Raw genomic sequence first — 24,008 nt, forward strand, 5'->3', positions numbered from 1 at the left:
TTGATGCGTTCACATGGACGCGAGGATGCGGGAGCGTCGTCGCGCGCCCGGAACCGCATCCCGACCGACCGCCGCCCTCCGGCGGCCCGGCAACCAGGAACCTGATCGGGAAAGCGAAGTATGAGCACGACCGAGATCCACCCCTCCACCATCCGCAACGCCGAGACCGATGCCGAGCTGCACCCGCTGCTCGACGAACGGTGGAGCCCGCGCTCCTACGACGAGAGCGCCGAGATCGACGACGCCGAGCTGCACGCGCTGCTCGAGGCCGCCCGCTGGGCCCCCTCGGCCGCGAACTCGCAGCCGCGTCGCTTCATCGCCGGCCGCCGCGGCACGCAGACCTTCGACAAGATCCACGCCGGACTCGCGAGCGGCAACCAGCCCTGGACCTCGAAGGCCGCCCTGCTCGTCGTCGGCCTCACCGCCGTCGACCCCGAGCAGGGCCCGCACCGCTGGGCCGAGTACGACCTCGGCCAGTCGATCGCGCACCTGACCGTGCAGGCGCACGCGCTCGGCCTGCACGCGCACCAGATGGGCGGCATCCTGCCCGAGGAGCTGCAGAAGTCGTTCGACCTGCCCGAGAACGTCGTGCCGGTCACGGTCACCGCGATCGGCCGCGTGGATGTCGCCGAGGAGCTCGACGAGCGCTTCCGCGAGCGCGAGACCGCGCCCCGCAGCCGCAAGCCGCTCGACGAGCTGGTGATCGTCGCGGAGTAAGCCCCGCATCCCCTTCCGCCGCCGCGACGGGCCCCGCGCCCGCGCTGGTCATCGCGGGCTGCACGACGCCCGGTGCGACCTCGGTCGCCCGGGCGTCGTCGTGTCGGCAGGCTCTGCCTCTGCTCTGCCTCCCCGACCCGCACTCACCGCCCGAACGGAGACCGTTTCAAGGAGTTGCTGTAACCGGTGTGACTGGTGTTGCTCACGTGTCACGCCAGCCACAGCAACCCCTTGAGATGGTTCGTGCTCGCGCGGGTCGCGGCCGAGCCGGCGGGCCGGAATCGAAGCGCAGAGGAAAGACCGGCCGCGACGTCTCTTTGCACGGGACGCCGCGGCCGGAGTCGAGCGGGATGCTCCGCCTGCGTCGCTTCGCGGATCCGGCGGCATCCCGACCTGATCAGTGCACGATGAGCATCACGGCCATGACCGCCATGATCGCGGCGACGAGGATGTCGAGCACGCGCCAGGCGGCCGGCTTCGCGAACAGCGGAGCGAGCAGTCGCGCACCGAAGCCGACGGCCGTGAACCAGATCAGGCTGGCTGCCCACGCCCCGATGCCGAAGGCGAGCCGGTCGTCGCCGTAGCGCGACCCGATCGAGCCGAGCAGCACGAGCGTGTCGAGGTAGACGTGCGGGTTGAGCCAGGTGAGCGCGAGAGCCGTTAGCGCGACCGCGGCGAGGGATCCGGCGGCGGGGGAGCGGCGGAGGCGGCGGGTACGCGCGGTCGTGCTCGGCGCGGTCGCCGTGAGCGTCGCAGCTCCGGAATCCGCCGCGGTGCCCGCGTCGGCATCCGGTCGGGGTGTCACGATCGCCCCGGCGTCGGCGAGCGGGGCGCCGCCGGCATCCGACTCGCCGGGATCCGTGGTGTCGTCCGCATCCACCGCGAGGGCCTCGGGCTTGAGCGCCCGTCGCACCGCGAACACCGCGTAGAGCAGCAGGAACGCGGCACCCGCCCAGCGCGCGACCTCCGCGAGCACGGGAACGCTCGCGAACACGGCGCCGCCGCCCGCGATGCCGACGGTCATGAGCACCGCATCCGACAGCGTGCAGATCACGATCACGACGAGCACGTGCTCGCGCCGGATCCCCTGCCGCAGCAGGAAGGCGTTCTGCGCGCCGATCGCCGCGATGAGCGACAGGCTGAGGCCGAATCCGGCGAGCACGGTGGTGAGCACGACCCCAAGCTAGAGACGGATGCTCGCGCAGACCAGTTCAGGATTCTCACGCATCATCAGCACGGCTAATGTGGGCGCATGATCCCCGCCGAGTCGCTCGCGACGCTGCAGGCCGTCGTCGACGAGGGCAGCCTGGATGCGGCGGCCCGCGCCCTGCACGTGACGCCGAGCGCCGTCAGTCAACGCCTCAAGGCGCTCGAGCAGCGCCTCGGCCGGGTGCTGCTCATCCGCTCGAAGCCGGCCCGCGCGACGCCCGCGGGCGAGGTGCTGCTGCGGCTCGCCCGTCAGCAGCAGCTGCTCGAGCGGGAGGCGCTCGCCGAGCTCGGGCTCGATGAGGCGCGTGGCGTCGAGCTCGCCGTCGCGATCAACAGCGACTCGCTCGCGACCTGGATCATGCCGGCGCTGCACCGCGTCGCCGAACGCGAGGGCGTGCTGCTCGAGGTCGTGCGCGACGACCAGAACGACACCGCGGCACGCCTCGCCGCCGGCACCGTCATGGCCGCCGTGACCAGCGAGGAGGTGGCGGTGCCGGGATGCCGCAGCGTGCTGCTCGGCCGGATGGTCTACCGCGCCTCCGCGACGCCGGAGTTCGCCGCGCGCTGGTTCCCCGACGGCGTCACCGCGGCCGCGCTCGCCGCCGCCCCCGTGATCGACTTCGACCGGCGCGACGACCTGCAGACCCGCTTCCTCCGCTCGATCACCCGGCAGCGGATCGACCCGCCGCGCCACCGCATCCCCGGCGCCGCCGACTTCGCCGACGCGGTGCGGCTCGGGCTCGGCTGGGCGATGCTGCTCGACCACCAGCTCGCCGCGCACCCCGACGAGCTCGTCGAGCTCGCGCCGCACAAGCCGCTCGAGGTGCCGCTCTACTGGCAGCAGTGGGATCTGCGCTCGGCGTCGCTGGATGCGCTCGCCGACGAGGTGCGCACGGCCGCCGCCGCGGCGCTCGCCTGATCCGTCGGCGCAGGCGATGGCGCCGGCCGGGAACGACAGAGCGGGCCGGACCCTCAGGTCCGACCCGCTCCGCACATCCGCTCGCTTCCGCCGCGCAGCGCGGCGTCACGGCCTCAGCTGAACAGCTTCGCCAGGCGCTCCACGCCCTCGCTGATCGCGTCGTCGCCCATCGCGTAGCTGAAGCGCAGGTAGCCGGAGGGGCCGAAGGCCTCGCCCGGAACCGGGGCGACCTCGGCCTTCTCGAGGATCAGGTCGGCCAGCTCGAGCGTGGTGGTCGGGGTCGTGCCCGCCCACTCGCGGGCGAGAAGCTGCCGCACGTCGGGGTAGACGTAGAACGCGCCGGTCGGCGTCGGCGTCTCGAAGCCGGGGATCGCGTTGAGCCCCGACACGATGAGCTTGCGGCGGCGGTCGAAGGCCTCGCGCATCTCGAGCACCGAGTCCTGCGGGCCGGTGAGCGCGGCGATCGCGGCGCGCTGCGACACGTTCGACACGTTCGACGAGAGGTGCGACTGCAGGTTGGATGCGGCCTTGATCGCGTCGGCCGGGCCCACCATCCAGCCCACGCGCCATCCGGTCATCGCGTAGGTCTTGGCGACGCCGTTGACGAGGATGGTGCGGTCGGCGAGCGCGGGCGTCGCCTCGACGATCGAGGCGGCGCGGACGCCGTCGTAGGTCAGGTTCTGGTAGATCTCGTCGCTGATCACCCAGAGGCCGTGCTGCTCGGCCCAGGCGCCGATCGCGGCGGTCTGCTCGGGGCTGTAGACCGAGCCGGTCGGGTTCGACGGCGACACGAAGAGCAGCACCTTGGTCCGCTCGGTGCGGGCGGCCTCGAGCTGCTCGACCGTGACCAGGTAGTCCTGCTCGGCAGGGGCGAAGACCTCGACCGGAACGCCGCCGGCGAGGCGGATCGCCTCGGGGTAGGTGGTCCAGTACGGCGCCGGCACGAGCACCTCGTCGCCCGGGTCGACGATCGTGGCGAAGGCCTGATAGACGGCCTGCTTGCCGCCGTTGGTGATGATGACCTGCGAGGGCTCGACGGCGAGCGACGAGTCGCGCAGCGTCTTGGCGGCCACGGCCTCGCGCAGCTCGGGCAGGCCGGCGGCGGGCGTGTAGCGGTGGTTCTTCGGATCCTGCGCGGCGGCGACAGCGGCCTCGACGATGTGCGCCGGGGTCGGGAAGTCGGGCTCGCCGGCGGCGAAGGAGATGACGGGGCGTCCGGCAGCCTTGAGGGCCTTCGCCTTCGCGTCGACCTTGAGGGTCGCGGACTCGGAGATCGCGCCGATGCGCTGGGAGATGCGTGCCACGGCACGAGCCTACCGAGGGGTGCGGCGTGTGACAGCGGCCGATCCGTGCCGAGTGGATGGGCATCCGGCCGCGACGCGCCCGGGCCGCATCCCGCTCAGGCCGCGGCGGGCCGACCCGCTCGCGGCATGCCGTATGCTTGCCTTCGGCTGGCGAAGATCGCCAAGCTTCGCTGTGCCCCGGATGGTTCTTCCGCAGGGGTCGTGGGATGTTGGGTCCCCGACAGCGGAGTGATCGGATCCCGGCCCTAGGGCGGTGGCTCAATTGGTAGAGCAGCGGTCTCCAAAACCGCAGGTTGCAGGTTCGAGTCCTGTCCGCCCTGCGATTCCCCTGGCTTCAGCCAGGGGAATGTCCGGTGGAAGGTGAGAACTGATGGCACGCAGGATCGTCGACGAGCCCAGCGAGGACATCGTCGCGAACGCCAAGCGTGAGCGCGCCGAGCGGCGCAACCCGTTCGGTCGTCTCGTGCTCTTCCTCCGTCAGGTGATCAACGAACTGAGGAAGGTCGTCACCCCGACCCGCCGTGAGCTGTTCAGCTACACCGGCGTCGTGCTCGGCTTCGTCGTCGTGATGATGCTGCTGGTGAGCGGCCTCGACTTCGGGATCAGCGAGCTCGTGAAACTCGTGTTCAGCAACGGCACCGTCGCGGGCTGAGCCGGCTCCGCCGCCTCCCGCGACCCGCCCACAACACATCAGGAGTCAGAACGTGACCGCATCCGAGCGCCCCGACATCGACCTCGCCACGGCTGCCGAGCAGTCGTCCGAGGAGGACGAGGCCCAGGAGGGCTCGACCCTGGAGTGGACCGAGAAGGCCGCCGGCAACGCCGAGAGCCGCGCCATCCACGTGGTCGACGACGAGAACGAGGGCGAGGAGACCCGCGACCTCGACAACCTGCTCGACGACCTCGAGGCCGCTGAAGACCCGGAGGCCGACGCCGTCGTCGACGACGCACTCGACATCGACTCCGCCGACGAGGCCGAGGCCGCCGCCGAGGCGACCGACGACGAGACCGAGTCGGAGCTGGCCGAGGAGGCCGCCGAGGGCGTGGACCCCGTCGAGGAGATCCTGGATGCGGAAGACGAGGCCGAGGCCGAGGTCGACCCCTACGAGGAGTTCCGTCTCGACCTGCGCATCCGTCCGGGCAAGTGGTACGTCATCCACTCCTACGCCGGCTTCGAGAAGCGCGTGAAGCAGAACATCGAGTCGCGTCGCCAGTCGCTCGGCATGGAGGACTTCATCTACGAGGTCCAGGTGCCGATGGAGGACGTGGTCGAGATCAAGAACGGCCAGCGCAAGCTGGTCAACCGCGTGCGCATCCCCGGCTACGTGCTGGTGCGCATGGAGCTCAACGAGGACAGCTGGTCGGGCGTGCGTCACACCCCCGGCGTCACCGGCTTCGTGGGCAACGCCCACAACCCGACGCCGCTGCGCTTCGAAGAGGCCTTCAACATGCTGAAGAGCCTGGTGCAGGTCGTCGAGACCCCCGCCAAGCCCGGTGCGACGAAGTCCTCGGGCGGCGCGACCGCGTCGGCCCGCGTCATCCCCGCCGAGGTCGACTTCGAGATCGGCGAGACCATCACGATCAAGGAGGGCTCGTTCGCGGGTCTTCCCGGCACGATCAACGAGATCAAGCCGGAGAGCGGCAAGCTCACCGTGCTCGTCTCGCTGTTCGAGCGCGAGACCCCGGTCGAGCTGTCGTTCGACCAGGTCACCAAGCTCTGACGCACTGACGTCGCTCGAAGGCCCCGCCGGTCCGCCGGTGGGGCCTTCGTCGTCCTGGATGCGGTTCCGTGGCGATCTCGTGCGATCTCACCGCGACCCCGGCTGGCGGATGCGGCGGGCGTCGCGTAAGCTCGAGTGGTTTGCGTCCGCCTCCGTGCGTGATGCGGACATCCCCACCGCGTCCGGAACTTCGTCCGGTTCGTGGGAGCGTGCCCGCGGGCACACGAGAGAAAGGGAGCCTTCATGGCACCGAAGAAGAAGGTGACCGGCCTGATCAAGCTCCAGATCAACGCCGGCGCCGCGAACCCCGCCCCGCCGATCGGCCCGGCCCTGGGTCAGCACGGCGTGAACATCATGGAGTTCTGCAAGGCCTACAACGCGGCGACCGAGTCGCAGCGCGGCAACGTCATCCCGGTGGAGATCACCGTCTACGAGGACCGTTCGTTCACGTTCATCCTCAAGACCCCGCCGGCCGCCGAGCTCATCAAGAAGGCCGCCGGCGTGTCCAAGGGCTCGTCCACCCCGCACACCGTCAAGGTCGCCAAGCTCACTCAGGAGCAGGTGCGTCAGATCGCCGAGCAGAAGCAGGCCGACCTGAACGCGAACGACATCGACGCCGCGGCGAAGATCATCGCGGGCACCGCCCGCTCCATGGGAATCACGGTGGAGGCGTAATCATGGCGAAGAGCAAGGCATACCGCGCCGCCGCGGACAAGATCGAGGCCGGCAAGTTCTACGGACCGACCGAGGCCGTCACCATCGCGCGTGAGACCGGTTCGGCGAAGTTCAACTCGACCGTCGAGGTCGCGCTCAAGCTGGGCGTCGACTCGCGCAAGGCCGACCAGATGGTGCGCGGCACCGTCATCCTCCCGCACGGCACCGGCAAGACCGCCCGCGTCATCGTGTTCGCGACGGGTCCGGCCGCTGAGGCCGCGATCGCCGCGGGCGCCGACGAGGTCGGCGGCGCCGAGCTCATCGAGAAGGTGGCCGGCGGCTACACCTCGTTCGACTCGGCCGTCTCCACCCCGGAGCTCATGGGCCAGGTCGGTCGCCTCGGCAAGGTCCTCGGACCCCGTGGCCTCATGCCGAACCCCAAGACCGGCACCGTGACCCCCAACCCGGCCAAGGCCGTCGAGGAGATCAAGGGCGGAAAGATCGAGTTCCGCGTCGACAAGCACAACAACCTCCACTTCGTGATCGGCAAGGCCGGCTTCACGCAGGAGCAGCTCGACGAGAACTTCCGCGCCGCGCTGGACGAGATCCTGCGCCTCAAGCCGAGCTCGTCGAAGGGCCGCTACATCCAGAAGGGCGCCCTGTCGACGACGTTCGGCCCGGGTGTCCCGCTGGACGTCGCCGCGCTCTGATCGAGCCGACACAGCTCAGCTGACAGCAGGGGCTCGCACCGGAAGGTGCGGGCCCCTTCTGCGTATCCGGATTCCGCATCCGCTCACCGTCCCGCTCGCGGCCCGGCGGTTCCGCCCGTCGGCCTGCTGCGCCAGAATGCGGGCATGACGGATGCGCTGCCCGGCCTCGCGCCCTTCACCGACGTGAACGCGAAGCTCGCTGTGATCGAGGTGCTGATGTACGAGAAGGGGCTGCTCGGGCCGACCTTCGACGTGCACCGGTTCTGCGCCGAGCAGCTGCCGCCGATCGATCCCGAGGGGTCCGGCTGGGGTGCGATCCCCGAGGTGCTCGCGCACTTCGCGGCGCTGCCGATCCCTGGCGAGCTGCTCGCCGACATCGAGGAGATCGCCATGGACGGCGGCAACCGCGTCTACCTGCAGGTCGCGCCCGGGTGGGACGGCGAAGACGACCTGTTCGACCTCCGCTCGGTGGATGACCTCGCGCTGCTGCCGAATCTGCGCAAGGTGACGCTGATGGGCGGCACCCGCGCCGATCTCGAGGCGCTGCAGGCGCGGGGGATCGAGGCCGACTTCCTCTGAGACGGGTTCCGGCTCCAGCTCCCGCCGCGACCGTCACCCCGTGACCGCGAAGTCGAGTTCGCGCGCGGGTGACGATCTCACGGAGTCACTGTGAGTCGTGTTGCGTGTGTGCAACACCAGCCACAGCAGTGACAGCAACTCCTTGAGATGGTCACAGCGAGGGCGACGGCGAATCGGATGTGCGGGTCGGTGGATCGGATGCGGTGCCGCGGCGCCGCGGTGATGCGGTGCCGCGGTGCCGCGGTGACGCGGTGCCGCGGTGACGCGGTGTCAGGCGGTCGCCGCGCTGTCGGCGGAGGCGTCCGCCGGTGTGCGCGGCGCCCGCCCGGGGCTGGCGCGCAGCACCGCCGCGACGCCCGCGGCGATCGCGACGACGACCGCGTAGGCGAGCACCGTCGTGTGCAGGCCGAGCACGCCGCTGAGCAGGCCGGCGACGACGGCGGGGATGCCGAACGACAGGTAGGCGGCGATGTACAGCGAGGCGAACAGCTCGGCGCGCTCGTGCGGGGCGGCGAGCGGCACCAGCGATCCGATCGTGCCCATGAAGGCGGTGCCGAAGCCGGTTCCGGCGATCACGACCGCGACCAGGTAGACCGGCAGCGAGGTCAGCGACAGCGCGACGATCATCAGCGCGGTGCCGACGGCGAGGGCGGCGGCGCCGTAGACGGCGGGCACCTTCGGGCGGCGGTTGCGCAGAATGAACCCCGCGACCGCGCCCGAGGCGGGCAGCAGCGCGACGACGAGGGCGTCGCCGATCTGACTGTCGACGCCGAGCTCGGCGCGCACGATCGTCGGCCCGAGCGAGAAGAACAGGCCGCCGGTCGCCCAGCCGCCGAGCACGACGGGCACGCTGATCGCGAAGAGTCGACGGGCGGCGACGGGCACGGCCGCGCGCGGGGCGAGCGAGCGCTGCCAGCCGGGCTCGCGGCGCGAGCTCTCCGGCGCGATCCAGATGAGGCCGGCGAGAGCGACGTAGATGAGCGTGATCGGCAGGAAGGTCCAGGTGGCGGCCGTGGCCACATCCCCGATGTTCTGCAGCAGGATGCCCGCGATCACGGTGCCCGAGGCGAGGCCGATGCCCGGGGCGAGCGCGTTGACGAGCGTCGCGCGCTGCGGGTGCTTCGCGGGGGCGAAGTCCTGGATCGTCGCCGAGAGCGTCGACACCAGCACGCCGCTCGCGGCGCCCTGGATCGCGCGGGCGAGGTAGAGCATCCCGCCCGAGTCCGCGTGCAAGAGCACGACGACGCTCACGGCGAGCACGACGAAGCCGACCGCGATGACGGGGCGGCGGCCGAGGTGGTCGGAGATGGATCCGGCCGTCAGCAGCGTCGCCAGCAGCACGACGGCGTAGACCGCGAAGGCGATCGTGACGCCGAGCGCGCCGATGCCGAGCGACTGCTCGAGGTGCGGGTAGAACGGCGACGGCGCGCTCGCGCCGGCGAGCATGAGCGTGGTCGCGAGACCGGCGAGCACGAAGCCGAAGGTGCGGCGCGGGTGGCCGACTGCGGGGGCGGATACGGCGGATCCGGTGGATGCGGTGGGCGCGGCAGTGGACGCCGTGCTCGGGCGGCCGGCGCGCTCGAGCGACGACTGGGCGCGGGGGATGCCGGCCTCGCGGGCGGCAGCGTCGCGGGCGGCGCGCTCGGCGGCGATGCGCCGGCCGGCTTCGCGCTCGGCGCGGTCGAGGTCGGACCGCTCGGCCGAGGTGAGGGAGAGCGATCCGGTGTCGGGGGTGGCGTTCAGAGTGGTGGTCACGGGGCGACCCTTCGGTTCCAAGAAAATCGAACTATCGCACCGTACTCGCATTCGGTCATTGGTTCAACTATTCTCGAACCATGAAGTCGACGACCGAGCTCCCGCATCCCGATCGCGCGGCGCTCGAGATCGGCGCCGTGCTCTTCGCCCTCAGCGACCCCGAGCGCCGCGAGCTCGTGCGCGAGCTGCGCGACGGCCCGCAGGACGCGGCCAACTGCATGGCGATCGACCCGGCGCTGCCGAAGTCGACCAAGTCGCACCTGATGAAGGTGCTGCGCGAGTCGGGCGTCATCCGCAACGAGCCGAACGGACGCAACCGTCGCCTCACGCTGCGGGATGCCGACCTCGAGTCGCGCTTCCCTGGCCTGCTCGACGCGGTGCTCGGCCCCCGCTGACCCGACCGACCTTCGGGGCTCGACTCGTGCCCGTCTAGGGCGCGAGGCCGACGGCGCGGAGGGCGCGCAGCAGCGGCCCGTGTGCGCCGCCGCGGTGGTCGGCGCGGTCGAGGGCGCGCTGCGCCGTCGTCATCGCGGCGAACACGGCCGGCTCGGGCGGGAACGGCGCCGGCTTCTCGCGCACGACCCCCAGCGCGGTGCGCTCGGTGCGCTGGCCCGACATCAGGTCGAGCATGACCTCGCCGGCGAAGCGCGCCGTGCCGAGCCCGACGCCGCTGAAGCCGCCGGCGTAGGCGATGCGCCCCTCGCGGGCCGTGCCGTAGTGGCCGGATCCGCGGGTATCGCGGTCGACCGCGCCCGCCCAGCGATGGCTGAAGCGCACGCCCTCGAGCTGCGGGAACGTCGTGAGCAGGTGAGCGGCAAGCTCGCGGTGCAGGTCTGGGCGGTCCTCGTGGGCCGCGCGCAGTCGCCCGCCGTAGTGGTACTGCGAGAAGTAACCGCCGAAGACGACCCGGTCGTCGCCCGAGCGGCGCATCCAGTGCGAGCGTCGGCCGAGGCCCCGCAGGGCCTGACGCTGCTCCCAGCCGAGCGTCGCCATCCGCCGCCGTGACAGCGGCTCGGTCGCGAGCGCGTACTCGTAGACGGGCAGCGTGAGCAGCCGGGTGCGGCGCAGCAGCGAGGGGAACGCGCTCGTCGCCAGCGCGACGTAGGACGCCCGCACCCGTCCGCCGGCGGTGACGACGTCGACGCCGTCGGGGCGGTCGATGAGCGCGCGCACGGGGGAGTTCTCGACGATCTCGACCCCGAGATCCTGCGCGACGCGCGCCAGCTCGATCACGAGCCGCGCCGGGTCGAGGGTCGCCGCATCCCGTCGCCGCCAGGTGCCGCCGAGCGCCCCGGGGGAGTCGATCTCGGCGCGCACCTGCGCGGTGTCGAGCAGCGCGGTGTCGGGCAGCACAGTGCCGGCTGAAATCGTGTCCGGGCTGCGCTGGCCGCCGCGCAGCTGCGCCAGCTGGTGCGGTTCGGCCGCCACGAGCAGCTCGCCGCTGCGGTGCCAGTCGACGTCGAGGCGCAGCGCGCCCACGTCGAGCTCCATCGCGTCGAGGTTCGCGCGGCCGAGGCACTGCAGCTCGGCGGCGTCATCGGGCCAGCGCTGCGCCGCGTGCGCTCCGGCGAGGCGCGAGTCGACGATGCCGCCGCTGCGACCCGAGGCCGCCCATCCCAGCCGCTTGCCCTCGACGAGCAGGATGCGGCGCCCGGGTTCGCGCTGCGCCGCGAGCACCGCGGTCCAGAGGCCGGTCAGCCCGCCGCCGACGACGCACAGATCGGCGGTCGCGTCGCCCACGAGCTCGGGGCGGGGGCGTCGCGCGGGCAGCAGGTCGAGCCAGAGCGGCGCGAGCCGGGTATCCGCGAGGGCGGCGTCGAGCACGGCGTCGCTGGGCGGGTAGCGTTCGAAGACCGTCGTGCCGGGCACCCTCCCATCCTGCCGTGGATGGGCTGAGCGCGGGCGGGATGCGCGCGGAACGTCATGAGCGGTCGCACGGCTAGTCTGACCGCGTGCCGCTCGTGATCCGCCCCGCTTCCGTCGCCGACCTCGACGAGGTGCACCGCGTCGCCGTGCTGACCTTCCCGCTGGCCTGCCCCGCCGATGCCCCCGCCGAGGAGATCCAGCGGCACCTCGACACGGTGCTGACGCGCGAGGCCTTCGCCGGCTGGCTCGCGGATGCCGACCGCGAGGTCCTGCTCGCCGAGTCCGACGGCCGCGCGGTCGGGTACACGATGCTCGTCGCAGGCGACCCGGTGGATGCGGACGTCGCGACCGCCGTCACGGTGCGCCCGACGATCGAGCTGAGCAAGTGCTACGTCGATCCCGGTCACCACGGCGTCGGCGTCGCCGGCGAGCTGATGACGGCGACGATCGAGGCCGCTCGGGAACGCGGGGTGTCGAGCGTGTGGCTCGGCGTCAACGACGAGAACGCCCGCGCGAACCGCTTCTACGGCAAGCACGGCTTCGAGGTCGTCGGCCGCAAGACCTTCCGCCTCGGCACCCGCACCGAGCACGACTTCGTGCGTGCGCTCACCCTCTGACCCGCTCGTCGTCGACCTGATCGCGCAGCGATCCTCGTCATCGAGCGCCTGATGAGCGAGCGCGCGACTCAGGCGCGCACGAGCTCCTCGACCGCGTCGGGGGAGAGGGCCGCGTCGATCGCGAGCATGCTCGCGCCGTAGACGGCGGCGTGCTCGCGGGTCTGCGAGAGCGTGATCTGCAGCGCGGCGGTCGCGGCGGGGGTGGATCGGCTGTAGACGACCTCGCGCACCCCGGCGAGCAGCTGCTCGCCGATCTGGGCGAGCGATCCGCCGATCACGATGACCGAGGGGTTGATCAGGTTCACGCACGTCGCGAGCACCTCGCCGAGGTCGCGGCCGGCCTGGCGCACGGCGGCGACCGCGCGCACGTCGCCGCTCTCGACGAGGGCGAGCAGGTCGCCGGCGCTGCCGACCTCGAGTCCGTCGGCGGCGAGCGCGGCGGCGATCGCCGGCCACGCGGCGAGCGCCTCGAGGCAGCCCTCGTTGCCGCAGGTGCAGCGCACCCCGGCGCCGCGGGCGACGCGCACGTGGCCGAGGTCGCCGGCGGTGCCCTGCGCGCCGCGGCGCAGCTGGCCGTCGGCGACCAGGCCGAGGCCGATGCCGGTGGCGACCTTGACGAAGAGCAGGTCGTCGACGTCGGGATGCGCGTGGGTGCGCTCGCCGAGCGCGGCGAGGTTCACGTCGTTGTCGACGAAGACGGGCACGTCGAGGCGCTCGCGCAGCAGGCGCGGCACATCCACGTCGTTCCAGCCGGGCATGATGGGCGGGCTGACCGGGCGCCCGCTGCCGTGGTCGACGGGGCCGGGCACGCCGATGCCGGCGGCCAGCAGGTCGTCGCGGCTGCGGCCGAGCTCGGCGAGCAGCTCTTCGGCGCGGTCGGCGACCCAGGCGATCACCGCATCCGGGCCGTCGGCGATGCGGATGTCGGCGCTGTGCTCGGCGAGGGTGACCCCGAGGAGGTCGGTGAGCGCGATGCGGGCGTGGCCGGCGCCGAGGTCGGCGGCGAGCACGATGCGGGCGTCGGGGCGCAGGGCGATGCGGCTGGGCGGTCGGCCGCCGGTGGAGATGCCATCGTCTCCGGGGCCGACGAGGCCGGTGTCGAGCAGGGCGTCGATGCGGAGTCCGAGCGTCGAGCGGGCGACGCCGAGCTGCTCGGCGAGCTCGGCGCGGGTGCGCGGGGTGCCGTCGCGCAGCACGCGCAGCAGCTCGCCCGCGCCGGAGGCGGGGATGCCCGGGCCCGGCGAGCTCGATCCGGCGCCAGCACTCGTCGAACCGGCGCTGCCGGACGCGGCGCCCGGCCCCGACGCCGGTCGCGTGCTGATGCTCATGCGGCACAGTCAAGCAGATCTGCGAAGAGCCGAACAGATGTCTGTCAGCATCCGACGCACTTCTGCTTGACCGTCGACAGAAGTGGGGCTAGCGTCGGGACCAGGTCGACGACGTCGTCGAGCACGAATCCCGGAATCCGGGTGCGCCCAGCAGCGCGTCGACCTCCCCCGCTCGATCGACGATCTGGAGAACCACCCCGTGGCTCAGCCCCTCTCCGTCCAGCTCTACACGGTGCGCGACGCGCTCGCCGCCGACACCCCCGGCACCCTGAAGCGCCTCGCCGACATCGGCTTCACGCAGGTGGAGCCCTTCGCGATCGTCGACTTCGCGGATGCGCTGGCCGACGCCCTGCCCGCCTCGGGCCTGGGCATCTCGAGCGCCCACAACGGCCTCGTCGGCGACGACGTGGATGCGCACCAGGTGCTCGCGGTCGCGCAGCGCCTCGGCGTGCCCACCGTGATCGACCCCTACGTCGGCCCCGAGAAGTGGCAGACGCGCGAGGATGTGCTGGCGACCGCCGCGAAGCTCAGCGCGCTCGTCGGCCCGGCCCACGATCTCGGCCTGCGCATCGGGTACCACAACCACGCCCACGAGCTGCAGAGCCGCATCGACGGCACCACCGCGCTGGAGGTCTTCGCCGACGCGCTGCACGAGGCCGTCGTGCTCGAGGTCGACACCTACTGGGCCGAGATCGGCGGCGTGAACGCGGCCGAGCTGCTCGGCCGCCTCGGCGACCGCGTGCAGTTCCTGCACATCAAGGACGGCCCGCGCGTCGACGACGTGAAGACCCAGACCGCCGCCGGACGCGGCGAGATCCCCATCGCCGACATCCTCGCCGCCGCTCCGCACGCGACCCCGGTCGTCGAGCTCGACGACCACGCCGGCGGCGACATGTTCGACGAGGTGATCGAGAGCTTCCGCTACCTCACCGAAGAGCTCGGCCAGACAGCGGGAACTCCGTCGGCCGGCACCCCGAAGGGCGGCAACTGATGGCCGGCACGGGCAAGGTCGGCGTCGGCGTCATCGGCGCGGGCGTCATCAGCAAGGAGTACCTCGGCAACCTCACGCGCTTCCCCGACGTGCAGGTGCACGCGGTGGGCGACCTCTTCCCCGAGGCCGCGAAGGCGCGCGCCGAGGAGTTCGGCATCGCCGAGCACGGCTCGCCCGACGTGGTGCTGAACCACCCCGACATCGAGATCGTCGTCAACCTCACCATCCCGGCCGCGCACGTCGAGGTCGCGACGCAGGCCGTGAACAACGGCAAGCACGTGTGGAGCGAGAAGCCCTTCTCGACCGACCGCGCGAGCGGCCAGGAGCTGCTCGCCCTCGCGGCGTCGAAGGGCATCCGACTGGGATGCGCGCCCGACACCTTCCTGGGTGCGGGCCTGCAGACCGCCCGCCGCATGCTCGAGCGCGGCGACATCGGCGAGCCGCAGTCGGCGCTCACGCTCATGCAGAGCCCCGGGCCGGAGGCCTGGCACCCGAACCCCGCCTTCCTCTTCCAGGAGGGCGCCGGACCGCTGTTCGACATCGGCCCGTACTACCTGACCGCGCTCGTGCAGTTCTTCGGATCGATCTCCCGCGTCGGCGCCTTCGGCAGCCGCTCGCGCCTGACCCGCACGATCGGCTCGGGCCCCAAGGCGGGCGAGGAGTTCGACGTGACCGTGCCGACGCACGTGAGCGCGATCGCCGAGTTCGCGAGCGGCCAGACCTCGCAGTCGATCCTGAGCTTCGACTCGTTCTCGGGCCGCCCGCCGCTGGTCGAGATCACCGGCACCGAGGGCGTGCTGAGCGTGCCCGACCCCAACACCTTCGACGGCGAGATCGGCATCCGCGGCCGCGACGACGACGAATGGCGCACGCTGCCCTCGGTCGGCTCGACCGACAGCCGCGGCGCCGGCGTGCTGGAGCTGGCCCGTGCCATCCGCGCCGACCGCCCGCACCGCGCCCCCGGCGAGCAGGCTTTCCACGTGGTCGACGCCATGACGGCGATCACCGAGTCGATCGACCAGAAGCGGTTCGTCGACCTCGAGAGCAGCGTCGCGGCCATCCCGCCGCTGCCCGAGGACTGGGACCCGACCGCCGAGACGCTCTGAGAGCAGGAGCACACCCATGTCGCTGATCCCCCGCAGCTCCGGCCGCCCGCTGCGCGTCGCCCTCATCGGCTACGCCTTCATGGGCCGCGCGCACTCGAACGCCTGGCGGCAGGTGGGCGCGTACTTCGACGTGCCCGCTTTCGAGCGCGCCGTGCTCGTGGGCCGCGATGCCGCGGGGGTTCAGGCGGCGGCCGCCGAGCTCGGCTGGGCCGAGACGGCGACCGACTGGCGCGAGGTCATCGCGCGCCCCGACATCGACGTGATCGACATCTGCACCCCGGGTCACCTGCACGCCGAGGTCGCGATCGCGGCGCTCGCCGCGGGCAAGCACGTGCTGGTCGAGAAGCCGCTCGCGAACACCCTCGACGAGGCCGAGCGGATGGCCGCGGCCGCCGCCGAGGCGCGCGAGGCCAGCGGCGCGATCGCCATGGTCGGCTTCAACTACCGCCGCGTTCCGGCGCTCGCGCTCGCCCGTCAGCTCGTCGCCGAGGGTCGCCTCGGGCAGATCCGGCAGATGCGCGCCAGCTACCTGCAGGACTGGCTGGTGGATGCCGACGCGCCCATGACCTGGCGCCTGCGCAAGGAGACGGCCGGCTCGGGCGCGCTCGGCGACCTCGCCTCGCACGCGGTCGACCAGCTGCTCGCACTCAGCGGCGCCGCGGTCGTCGGCGTCTCGGCGCAGACCGCGACCTTCACTCCCGAGCGGCGCGGCGAGAACGGGCTCGAGCGCGTCACCGTCGACGACGCCGCCTGGGCGACGCTGACCTTCGACACCGGCGCCCGCGCCAGCCTCGAGGTCTCGCGCACCGCCACCGGGCGCAAGAACGCGCTGCAGATCGAGCTCTACGGCGACCGCGGCGCGATCCGCTTCGACCTGGAGCGGCTCGACGAGCTGCAGTTCCTCGACCTCTCCGACGAGATCACCACCCAGGGCTTCCGCACGATCCTCGTGACCGAGCCCGAGCATCCCTACCTCGACGCCTGGTGGCCGCAGGGCCACATCCTCGGCTGGGAGCACAGCTTCGTGCACGAGGTGCGCGACCTGCTCACCGCGATCGAGAACCAGGATGCGATCACCCCCGACTTCGGCGACGGCCTGGCCGTGCAGCGCGTGCTCGATGCGATCGAGCAGAGCGCCGCACAGGGCGGGGCGATCGTCGTCAGCAACGTCCCCGACGCGGTCGTCGGGGCAGCCGACCGGCACGGCGCGAACGCGCCCGCCTAGCGGCGCCGACCGCGAACCGGCGACGCCGCCGGAGCCGCGGACACCACCACCCGCACGACCCGCACGACCGGATCCAGACCGAACGACCGGATCCACCCGTACGACCCCCGCAACATCAGCGACATCGGCACCACCCGCGCACCTGCACCTCGCGCGGCACCACCACACCGTGCAAGGAGGCACACAGTGAAACGATCGATGCTGGCGAAGCTCGCCGCCGCCGTCACGGCGGCGGCCACCCTCGCCGTCCTGTCCGGATGCTCGGGAGGTGGCGCGTCGAGTGGCGACGTGCTCACCATCGGCATGCCGAACGGCCCGCAGAGCAACAACTCGAACCCCTTCGCCCCGACCTCGTCGGCGGTCGTGCTCGGCTACCGCGGCATGATGTACGAGCCCCTCGCCCAGATCAACCCGACCCTGCCCGATCGCGACCCGGTGCCGTGGCTGGCCAAGGAGTGGAAGTGGTCTGACGACTACAAGTCGGTCGAGATCACCGCCCGCGACGGCGTGAAGTGGTCGGATGGCGAGAAGTTCACCGCCGACGACATCGCCTACACCTTCAAGATGCTCGAGAAGTACGAGGCCTTCAACGCGAACGCCCTGCCGTTCGACGACATCAGCGTCTCGGGCGACACCGTCAAGCTCAGCTTCGATGTGCCCGAGTTCGTCAACCAGACCAAGGTCATCAACCAGTTCATCGTGCCCGAGCACATCTGGTCGAAGATCAAGGACCCGGAGAAGGATGCCAACCAGAAGCCCGTCGGCACCGGCCCGTACACGCTGAAGACCTGGACGCAGCAGGCCATCTCCTTCGTGCCGAACAACGACTACTGGGGCGGCAAGCCGAAGGTGCCCGAGGTGCGCTGGACCTCGTACACCGACAACAACGCCATGCTGACGGCGCTGCTCAACGGCCAGGCGCAGTGGAGCTACGTCTTCATCCCCGACATCGACAAGACCTGGGTCGCGAAGTCGGAGACGAACAAGAACTGGCAGCCCACCGGCCTCGGCATCGACGCGCTCTTCTTCAACACCACGAAGGCGCCCTTCGACAACGTGGCCGTGCGCAAGGCGGTCAACATGGTCGTCGACCGCAAGTCGATCAACACGCAGGGCTACTCGGGCTTCAAGGGCCTCGTCGACAACGTCAACGGCCTGCCCTCGCCAGCCGGTGACAGCTTCGCCGCCCCGGAGTTCAAAGACAAGAAGGCCGAGATCGACGTCGACGGCGCCAAGAAGGTGCTGACGGATGCCGGCTACACCTACTCGGGCGACAAGCTCATGGACCCGAGCGGCAACCCGGTGACCTTCACGCTCGTCGACCCGGCCGGCTGGTCGGACTACCTCGCCTCGCTGCAGATCATCTCCGACAACGTCAAGAAGATCGGCATCGACGCCAAGGTCGAGACCGCGACGGTCGACAACTGGACCGCCGCCGTGCAGAACGGCGACTTCCAGGCGACCCTGCACTGGACGAACACGGGAGCCACCCCGTGGGACATCTACTCGAACATCATGGACGGCACCCAGCTGAAGCCGATCGGCACGACCGCGAACTGGAACTTCGGGCGCTTCGACAGCCCCGAGGCCACCCAGGCGCTCGCGGCCTACGCCAACACGACCGACGACGCCGAGCGCACGACGGCCATGAACACGCTGCAGAAGATCTTCGTCGAGCAGGTGCCGGCCATCCCGGTCGCCGCCGGCCCGATGGGTGCGGAGTACTCCACGAAGCACTTCACCGGATGGCCCGATGAGAAGGATCCCTACGCGGTGTCGCAGCCGACCCAGCCCTCGATCTCGCAGGTGCTGATGAAGCTGGAGCCGGTCAAGAAGTAGGTCTCACCCCCGCTTCCCCGACCATGTGCGGGGTCCGGTTCGAACCACCGGGCCGGGCCCCGCATCCACTCCGACGCTTCTGTTCGTCAGCTCCGAGCGCATGAGGATGCCATGACAACCCCCACGTCGGGCGACCCGTCTTCCGCCGCACCCGCTGCCGCCGACTCCCCGTCGGCCGCTGCGCGCGTGCCGGTCATCGAGACCGTCGCCCTCACCAAGCACTTCCCCGTCCGCGGCCGCGGCTCCCGCGGCAAGGTCGTCCACGCCGTCGAGGGCGTCGACCTGAGACTGGATGCCGGCAGCGTCGTCGCGCTCGTCGGCGAGTCCGGCTCGGGCAAGTCGACCGTCGCGCGGCTCATCGCCCAGCTGCTGCCGCGCACCTCCGGCGACGTGCTGCTGCAGGGGCAGTCGGTGCGCGTGCGGCTCGGCCGCAGCTTCCGGCGCTACGTGCGCAACGTGCAGATGATCCTGCAGGACCCCTTCGCCTCGCTGAACCCGGTGCACACCGTGGGCTACGTGCTCACCCGCTCGGTCAGCATCCACAACCCCGGCCTGTCGCGCGCCGAGCGCGAGCAGAAGGTTCGCGGCCTGCTCGAGCAGGTCGAGCTGCGCCCCGCCGAGCGCTACCTCACCAAGTTCCCGCACGAGCTCTCCGGCGGTCAGCGGCAGCGCGTCGCGATCGCCCGCGCACTCGGCGCCACCCCGAAGGCGCTGCTCGCCGACGAGCCCGTCTCGATGCTCGACGTGTCGATCCGCATCGGCGTGCTCAATCTGCTGCAGCGGCTCAAGAAGGATCTCGACCTCGCGATCCTCTACATCACCCACGACATCGCCTCGGCCCGCTACTTCGCCGACGAGACCGTCGTCATGTACGCCGGGCAGGTCATCGAGCGCGGCCCCAGCGAGGAGGTCACGCAGCGCCCGCGTCACCCCTACACGCAGCTGCTCATCGCCTCCGCCCCCGACGCCGACCAGCTCGCCGGCCGCGAGGAGCGCCCCGCGAAGGGCGAGCCGCCGAGCCTGATCGACCCGCCGACGGGATGCCGGTTCAATCCGCGCTGCCCCTTCGCCATGGATGTCTGCCGTCAGGAGCGCCCGCCGATGTTCGAGCTCGAGGACGGCCAGAAGGCCGCCTGCTGGCTCTACGACGAGGGCCGCGCCGAGCAGCGCGCCGCCGCGTTCGGCGCGGATGCCGCCGCCGGCGTGCCCGTGCCGGTCGGCGCGACCGCCGGCCCCGCCGGCGCCGCCCGCGGCATCACGAACGGGGGAGCCGGAGCATGAAGTTCCTCATCCGCCGCGTGATCTTCTACGTGATCACCGCCTGGGCGGCCGTCACGCTGAACTTCTTCATCCCGCGCCTGCTGCCCGGCGACCCGGTGCAGTCGCTCATCAACAAGTACCAGGGCCGGCTCTCGACCGACGCCATCCAGTCGCTCTACGTACTGTTCGGCCTCGACGAGAAGTCGAGCCTCTGGGACGACTACGTGAAGTACTGGGCCGGACTGTTCAAGGGCGACTTCGGCATCTCGTTCACCTACTTCCCGACCCCGGTCAGCGAGGTCATCAGCCAGTCGCTGCCGTGGACGCTGCTGCTCGTCGGCATCTCGACGATCCTCGGCTTCATCCTCGGCACGCTCGCCGGCGTCGGCCTCGGCTGGCGGCGCGGCACCTGGGCCGACGGCCTGCTGCCGGTCGCGAACTTCTTCTCGGCCATCCCCTACTTCTGGCTCGGCCTCATCGCGATCAGCCTGTTCGCCGTGATCATCCCGATCTTCCCGGCCTCGGGCGGCTACGAGGGCGGGCTCATCCCCGACTTCAGCGCCGACTTCATCGGCTCGGCGATCTACCACGGCATCCTGCCCGCGCTGACGATCGTCATCTCGTCGATCGCCGGCTGGATCCTCAGCATGCGCAACATGATGGTCACCGTCTCGAGCGAGGACTACGTCACGGTCGCGCAGGCGAAGGGCCTCAGCGAGCGCAAGGTCATGTTCGGCTACGCCGCTCGCAACGCCGTGCTGCCGAGCATCTCGGGCTTCGCGCTCAGCCTCGGCTTCATCGTCGGCGGCACGCTCGTGACCGAGATGGTCTTCAGCTACCCGGGCATCGGCTTCACGCTGTTCCAGGCGATCAGCTCGAAGGACTACCCGCTCATGCAGGGCATCTTCCTGATCATCACCTTGAGCGTGCTCGTGGCCAACATGGTCGCCGACTTCGCCTACGCCGTGCTCGACCCGCGCACCCGACAGGAGGGCTGAGCGATGTCTGTTCAGATGGACCCGGTCGCCGCCGACCCCACCTCGACCGCCACCCTGACCGCCGTCGCCGTGCGGTCGAAGCGGGGGCGCCGCGTGCAGTTCGGCATCCTGCGCAACCGCAAGGCGATGGTCGGCATCGTCGTGCTCGCGATCTTCATCCTGCTCGCGATCATCGGGCCGTGGATCGCGCCCTACAACCCCGACACGGTCACCCCCGAGGGCCTTCAGCCACCGTCGCCCGAGCACTGGCTCGGCACGACCGCGACGGGTCAGGACATCCTGTCGCAGCTGCTCGTCGGCACCCGCGGCGTCATGCTCGTCGGCCTCACCGCCGGCATCGTCGCGACGCTCATCTCGGTCATCGTCGGCGTCGTCTCGGGATTCGTCGGCGGCATCGGCGACGAGATCCTCTCGCTCATCTCGAACGTGTTCCTGGTGATCCCGGCGCTGCCGCTGATCATCATCATCACGGGGCTGCTGCCCGGCGCCGGCGGGCTCACGGTCGCCTTCGTCATCGCCGTCACCGGATGGGCCTGGGGCGCCCGCGTCATGCGCGCCCAGACGCTGTCGCTGCGTCGGCGCGACTTCGTCGAGGCAGCCCGCGCGAACGGCGAGCCGCTCTGGCGGATCGTGTTCTTCGAGATCATGCCGAACCTCACCGCGATCATCGCCTCGGGCTTCATCGGCACGGTGATCTTCGCGATCCTCTCCGAGGTGACGCTGGCGTTCATCGGCGTCACGAGCATCAGCGACTGGAACTGGGGCACCGTGCTCTTCTGGGCGCAGAGCTCGCAGGCGCTCGTGCAGGGAGCGTGGTGGTGGTTCGTGCCCGCGGGCCTCTGCATCGCGGCCGTCGGCACTTCGCTCACGCTCATCAACTTCGGCATCGACGAGTTCGTCAACCCGCGACTGCGCTCGACCGCCGCCAACGCCGGCGTGCTGCGTCGCAAGAAGATCCGCGCCCGCATCGGCTTCACGCCGGTGTACCGCGGTGCCGCCGCCCGCGGCCAGAAGGAGGCCCAGCGATGACGCTGCTCGACCCGACGACCGCGGCGCTGCCGCCGCGCGAGCGCAAACCCGTGCTCGAGATCCGCGACCTCAGCGTCGACTACGGCTACGACCAGAACGCGGTGCACGCGCTGCAGGGTGTCGACCTGACGCTGCACGCGGGCGAGGTGCTCGGCCTCGCCGGCGAGAGCGGATGCGGCAAGTCGACGCTCGCCTACGCCGCCACCCGTCTGCTGCCGCCGCCCGGCGTCATCACCGGCGGCTCGGTCACCTTCACCTCGGCCCGCGACGGCCACGGCGGCGACCTGCTGCGCATGGGCGAGGCCGAGCTGCGGGCGCAGCGCTGGCGCGACACCGCGATCGTGTTCCAGGGGGCGATGAACTCGCTCAACCCCGTCTACACGGTCGGGCGTCAGCTGGTCGACGGCATCCTCGCCCACAAGCCCCGCAGCCGGGATGCGCGCGCCGAGGCCCGGGCGCGCGCCCTCGAGCTGCTCGACATGGTCGGCATCCCGAAAGACCGACTCGGCTCGTATCCGCACCAGCTCTCGGGAGGCATGCGCCAGCGCGTCATGATCGCGATGGCGCTCGCCCTCGAACCCGAGATCGTCATCATGGACGAGCCGACGACCGCCCTCGACGTCGTCATGCAGCGCCAGATCGTCGAGCAGATCATGCAGCTCAAGGACGAGCTCGGCTTCAGCGTGATCTTCATCACCCACGACGTGTCGCTGCTGCTCGAGCTCGCCGACCGCATCGCGATCATGTACGCCGGCCGCATCGTCGAAGACGCGTCGAGCGAGGAGGTGTACAAGATGCCGCGGCATCCGTACACCGCCGGCCTGCTGCACTCCTTCCCGCCGCTGCGCGGACCCAAGCGCGACCTCGCCGGCATCCCCGGCTCGCCGCCGGATCTGGTGAACCTGCCCACAGGATGCAAGTTCCACCCGCGCTGTCCCTACGCTTTCGACGAGTGCAAGCTCACCGACCCGGTCCTCGGCCCGACGCGCTTCGGCGCGGCCGAGCCCGAGCGCCAGGTCGCCTGTCTGCTCAATGACGAGCGGGTGGCCCCCGGCCCCATCCCCCTCGAACTGGGCGTGCGCCCGGAAGGAGACCGCATCGTATGACGACGCATCCCGTGACCCTGTTCACCGGCCAGTGGGCCGACCTGACCCTCGACGAGGTCGCGGGTCACGCCGCCTCGTGGGGCTATGACGGGCTCGAGATCGCCTGCTCGGCGGAGCACCTGGACGTGTGGCGCGCCGACGAGGATCCGAGCTACCTGGATGGGCGTCGCGCGGTGCTCGAGAAGCACGGCCTGAAGACGTGGGCGCTGTCGAACCACCTCACCGGCCAGGCGGTGTGTGATGACCCGATCGACTTCCGTCACAAGGCGCTGCTGCGCTCGAAGGTGTGGGGCGACGGGGATGCGGAGGGCGTGCGCCAGCGCGCCGCGGAGGAGCTGAAGCTGACCGCGAAGGCCGCCCGCAAGCTCGGCGTGGATGTCATCACCGGCTTCACCGGCTCGTCGATCTGGCAGTACGTGGCCATGTTCCCGCCGGTCGGGCAGGACGTCATCGACGCCGGCTACGAGGACTTCGCCGACCGCTGGAACCCGATCCTCGACGTCTTCGACGGCGAGGGCGTGCGCTACGCCCACGAGGTGCACCCGAGCGAGATCGCCTACGACCACTGGACCTGCCAGCGCGCGCTCGAGGCCGTCGACCACCGTGCGGCCTTCGGCTTCAACTGGGACCCGTCGCACATGATGTGGCAGGGCATCGACACGGTCGACTTCATCGTCGACTTCGCCGAGCGGATCTACCACGTCGACTGCAAGGACACGCGGATCCGGCCGCAGTCGGGCCGCTCCGGCGTGCTCGGCTCGCACCTCGCCTGGGGCGACCCGCGCCGCGGCTGGGACTTCGTCTCGACCGGGCACGGCGACGTGCCGTGGGAGGATGCCTTCCGCGCGCTGCGCCGCGTGGGCTACGCCGGGCCGATCTCGGTCGAGTGGGAAGACGCCGGGATGGACCGCCTCGTCGGCGCCGAGGAGGCTCAGCGCTTCGTGCGCGAGCTGCTCTGGGATCTGCCCACCGCATCCTTCGACGCCGCGTTCTCGCACAACGCCGGCTGACCGGTCGGCTCGACGAGCGAGGAAGGGGTGCCGCGCGACTCGCGTGGCACCCCTTCCGCGCTCGA

General features: G+C 71.2%; 23 protein-coding genes and 1 tRNA gene. 19 read left to right on the forward strand and 5 right to left on the reverse strand.

Annotation, left to right across the window (positions count from 1 at the left end; genetic code table 11):
- Window positions 1-120 precede the first annotated feature (120 nt).
- On the forward strand, window positions 121-717 hold the full coding sequence (locus tag BJ979_RS05900; protein WP_179566121.1) for a nitroreductase family protein: 597 nt from the start codon (window positions 121-123) through the stop codon (window positions 715-717).
- Between the two features lie 397 nt (window positions 718-1,114).
- Here BJ979_RS05900 and BJ979_RS05905 read toward each other — a convergent pair whose 3' ends face one another.
- Complete coding sequence (locus tag BJ979_RS05905) at window positions 1,115-1,891, reverse strand: LysE/ArgO family amino acid transporter (protein ID WP_179566123.1); 777 nt, start codon at window positions 1,889-1,891, stop codon at window positions 1,115-1,117.
- Window positions 1,892-1,969: 78 nt separating this feature from the next.
- Between BJ979_RS05905 and BJ979_RS05910 the strand changes: the two genes are divergently transcribed.
- Window positions 1,970-2,845 carry a LysR family transcriptional regulator ArgP gene (locus tag BJ979_RS05910; protein ID WP_179566125.1) on the forward strand — a complete coding sequence of 292 codons (876 nt, stop codon included), beginning with the start codon at window positions 1,970-1,972 and terminating at the stop codon, window positions 2,843-2,845.
- Window positions 2,846-2,958: 113 nt separating this feature from the next.
- On the opposite strand, the gene BJ979_RS05915 is transcribed toward BJ979_RS05910, so the two are convergent.
- Complete coding sequence (locus BJ979_RS05915) at window positions 2,959-4,149, reverse strand: aminotransferase class I/II-fold pyridoxal phosphate-dependent enzyme (protein ID WP_179566127.1); 1,191 nt, start codon at window positions 4,147-4,149, stop codon at window positions 2,959-2,961.
- 247 nt (window positions 4,150-4,396) lie between these two features.
- On the opposite strand from BJ979_RS05915, the gene BJ979_RS05920 reads away from it, so the two are divergent.
- The 6 genes from BJ979_RS05920 to BJ979_RS05945 all read left to right on the forward strand — a co-directional run bounded on the left by BJ979_RS05920 (window position 4,397) and on the right by BJ979_RS05945 (window position 7,813).
- Window positions 4,397-4,469 (forward strand) — tRNA-Trp (locus BJ979_RS05920).
- 50 nt (window positions 4,470-4,519) lie between these two features.
- Window positions 4,520-4,801 carry a preprotein translocase subunit SecE gene (gene secE, locus BJ979_RS05925; RefSeq protein WP_179566129.1) on the forward strand — a complete coding sequence of 94 codons (282 nt, stop codon included), beginning with the start codon at window positions 4,520-4,522 and terminating at the stop codon, window positions 4,799-4,801.
- A gap of 52 nt (window positions 4,802-4,853) precedes the next feature.
- Entirely contained in the window at window positions 4,854-5,870 is a 1,017-nt protein-coding gene (nusG, locus tag BJ979_RS05930; RefSeq protein WP_179566131.1) for a transcription termination/antitermination protein NusG, read from the forward strand.
- A 243-nt stretch (window positions 5,871-6,113) separates the two neighbouring features.
- Window positions 6,114-6,545, forward strand: coding sequence for a 50S ribosomal protein L11 (gene rplK / locus BJ979_RS05935; protein WP_179566133.1), 432 nt, complete (start codon window positions 6,114-6,116; stop codon window positions 6,543-6,545).
- 2 nt (window positions 6,546-6,547) lie between these two features.
- Window positions 6,548-7,234, forward strand: coding sequence for a 50S ribosomal protein L1 (gene rplA, locus BJ979_RS05940; RefSeq protein ID WP_179566136.1), 687 nt, complete (start codon window positions 6,548-6,550; stop codon window positions 7,232-7,234).
- A 144-nt stretch (window positions 7,235-7,378) separates the two neighbouring features.
- On the forward strand, window positions 7,379-7,813 hold the full coding sequence (locus BJ979_RS05945; RefSeq protein WP_179566138.1) for a DUF6892 domain-containing protein: 435 nt from the start codon (window positions 7,379-7,381) through the stop codon (window positions 7,811-7,813).
- Between the two features lie 270 nt (window positions 7,814-8,083).
- On the opposite strand, the gene BJ979_RS05950 is transcribed toward BJ979_RS05945, so the two are convergent.
- Window positions 8,084-9,568 carry an MFS transporter gene (locus BJ979_RS05950; protein ID WP_343046611.1) on the reverse strand — a complete coding sequence of 495 codons (1,485 nt, stop codon included), beginning with the start codon at window positions 9,566-9,568 and terminating at the stop codon, window positions 8,084-8,086.
- Between the two features lie 80 nt (window positions 9,569-9,648).
- Between BJ979_RS05950 and BJ979_RS05955 the strand changes: the two genes are divergently transcribed.
- Complete coding sequence (locus BJ979_RS05955; RefSeq protein WP_179566140.1) at window positions 9,649-9,963, forward strand: ArsR/SmtB family transcription factor; 315 nt, start codon at window positions 9,649-9,651, stop codon at window positions 9,961-9,963.
- 34 nt (window positions 9,964-9,997) lie between these two features.
- Here the strand turns inward: BJ979_RS05955 and BJ979_RS05960 are convergent, their stop codons facing one another.
- The gene (locus tag BJ979_RS05960) at window positions 9,998-11,437 is read right to left on the reverse strand and encodes an NAD(P)/FAD-dependent oxidoreductase (RefSeq protein WP_179566142.1); all 1,440 of its coding nucleotides are present in this window, start codon (window positions 11,435-11,437) and stop codon (window positions 9,998-10,000) included.
- A gap of 83 nt (window positions 11,438-11,520) precedes the next feature.
- On the opposite strand from BJ979_RS05960, the gene BJ979_RS05965 reads away from it, so the two are divergent.
- Window positions 11,521-12,051 (forward strand): GNAT family N-acetyltransferase, encoded by a 531-nt coding sequence (locus BJ979_RS05965; RefSeq protein WP_179566144.1) that lies wholly within the window; start codon window positions 11,521-11,523, stop codon window positions 12,049-12,051.
- Window positions 12,052-12,119: 68 nt separating this feature from the next.
- Here the strand turns inward: BJ979_RS05965 and BJ979_RS05970 are convergent, their stop codons facing one another.
- A complete protein-coding gene (locus BJ979_RS05970) occupies window positions 12,120-13,379 on the reverse strand; it encodes an ROK family protein (protein ID WP_179566146.1) in 1,260 nt (419 codons plus the stop codon).
- Window positions 13,380-13,578: 199 nt separating this feature from the next.
- On the opposite strand from BJ979_RS05970, the gene BJ979_RS05975 reads away from it, so the two are divergent.
- The 9 genes from BJ979_RS05975 (at window position 13,579) to BJ979_RS06015 (ending at window position 23,943) form a co-directional block, all read left to right on the forward strand.
- Entirely contained in the window at window positions 13,579-14,370 is a 792-nt protein-coding gene (locus BJ979_RS05975; protein ID WP_179566148.1) for a sugar phosphate isomerase/epimerase family protein, read from the forward strand.
- Window positions 14,370-15,476 carry a Gfo/Idh/MocA family protein gene (locus BJ979_RS05980; protein ID WP_179566150.1) on the forward strand — a complete coding sequence of 369 codons (1,107 nt, stop codon included), beginning with the start codon at window positions 14,370-14,372 and terminating at the stop codon, window positions 15,474-15,476. Before BJ979_RS05975 ends, BJ979_RS05980 begins: the two co-directional genes overlap by 1 nt.
- 16 nt (window positions 15,477-15,492) lie before the next feature.
- Window positions 15,493-16,701 carry a Gfo/Idh/MocA family protein gene (locus BJ979_RS05985; protein WP_179566152.1) on the forward strand — a complete coding sequence of 403 codons (1,209 nt, stop codon included), beginning with the start codon at window positions 15,493-15,495 and terminating at the stop codon, window positions 16,699-16,701.
- A gap of 186 nt (window positions 16,702-16,887) precedes the next feature.
- The gene (locus BJ979_RS05990; RefSeq protein ID WP_218853452.1) at window positions 16,888-18,540 is read left to right on the forward strand and encodes an ABC transporter substrate-binding protein; all 1,653 of its coding nucleotides are present in this window, start codon (window positions 16,888-16,890) and stop codon (window positions 18,538-18,540) included.
- A 111-nt stretch (window positions 18,541-18,651) separates the two neighbouring features.
- Window positions 18,652-19,821: an ABC transporter ATP-binding protein gene (locus tag BJ979_RS05995; protein WP_179566154.1), complete on the forward strand. Its 1,170-nt coding sequence runs from the start codon at window positions 18,652-18,654 to the stop codon at window positions 19,819-19,821.
- Entirely contained in the window at window positions 19,818-20,798 is a 981-nt protein-coding gene (locus BJ979_RS06000) for an ABC transporter permease (protein ID WP_179566157.1), read from the forward strand. The genes BJ979_RS05995 and BJ979_RS06000 overlap by 4 nt, the downstream gene beginning before the upstream one ends.
- Window positions 20,799-20,801: 3 nt before the next feature.
- Complete coding sequence (locus BJ979_RS06005) at window positions 20,802-21,827, forward strand: ABC transporter permease (protein ID WP_179566159.1); 1,026 nt, start codon at window positions 20,802-20,804, stop codon at window positions 21,825-21,827.
- Window positions 21,824-22,933 carry an ABC transporter ATP-binding protein gene (locus BJ979_RS06010; protein ID WP_179566160.1) on the forward strand — a complete coding sequence of 370 codons (1,110 nt, stop codon included), beginning with the start codon at window positions 21,824-21,826 and terminating at the stop codon, window positions 22,931-22,933. Before BJ979_RS06005 ends, BJ979_RS06010 begins: the two co-directional genes overlap by 4 nt.
- Window positions 22,930-23,943 carry a sugar phosphate isomerase/epimerase family protein gene (locus BJ979_RS06015; RefSeq protein WP_179566161.1) on the forward strand — a complete coding sequence of 338 codons (1,014 nt, stop codon included), beginning with the start codon at window positions 22,930-22,932 and terminating at the stop codon, window positions 23,941-23,943. The genes BJ979_RS06010 and BJ979_RS06015 overlap by 4 nt, the downstream gene beginning before the upstream one ends.
- Window positions 23,944-24,008: the final 65 nt, after the last annotated feature.

Source organism: Schumannella luteola, assembly GCF_013408685.1.
GTDB classification, from domain to species: Bacteria; Actinomycetota; Actinomycetes; order Actinomycetales; family Microbacteriaceae; genus Schumannella; species Schumannella luteola.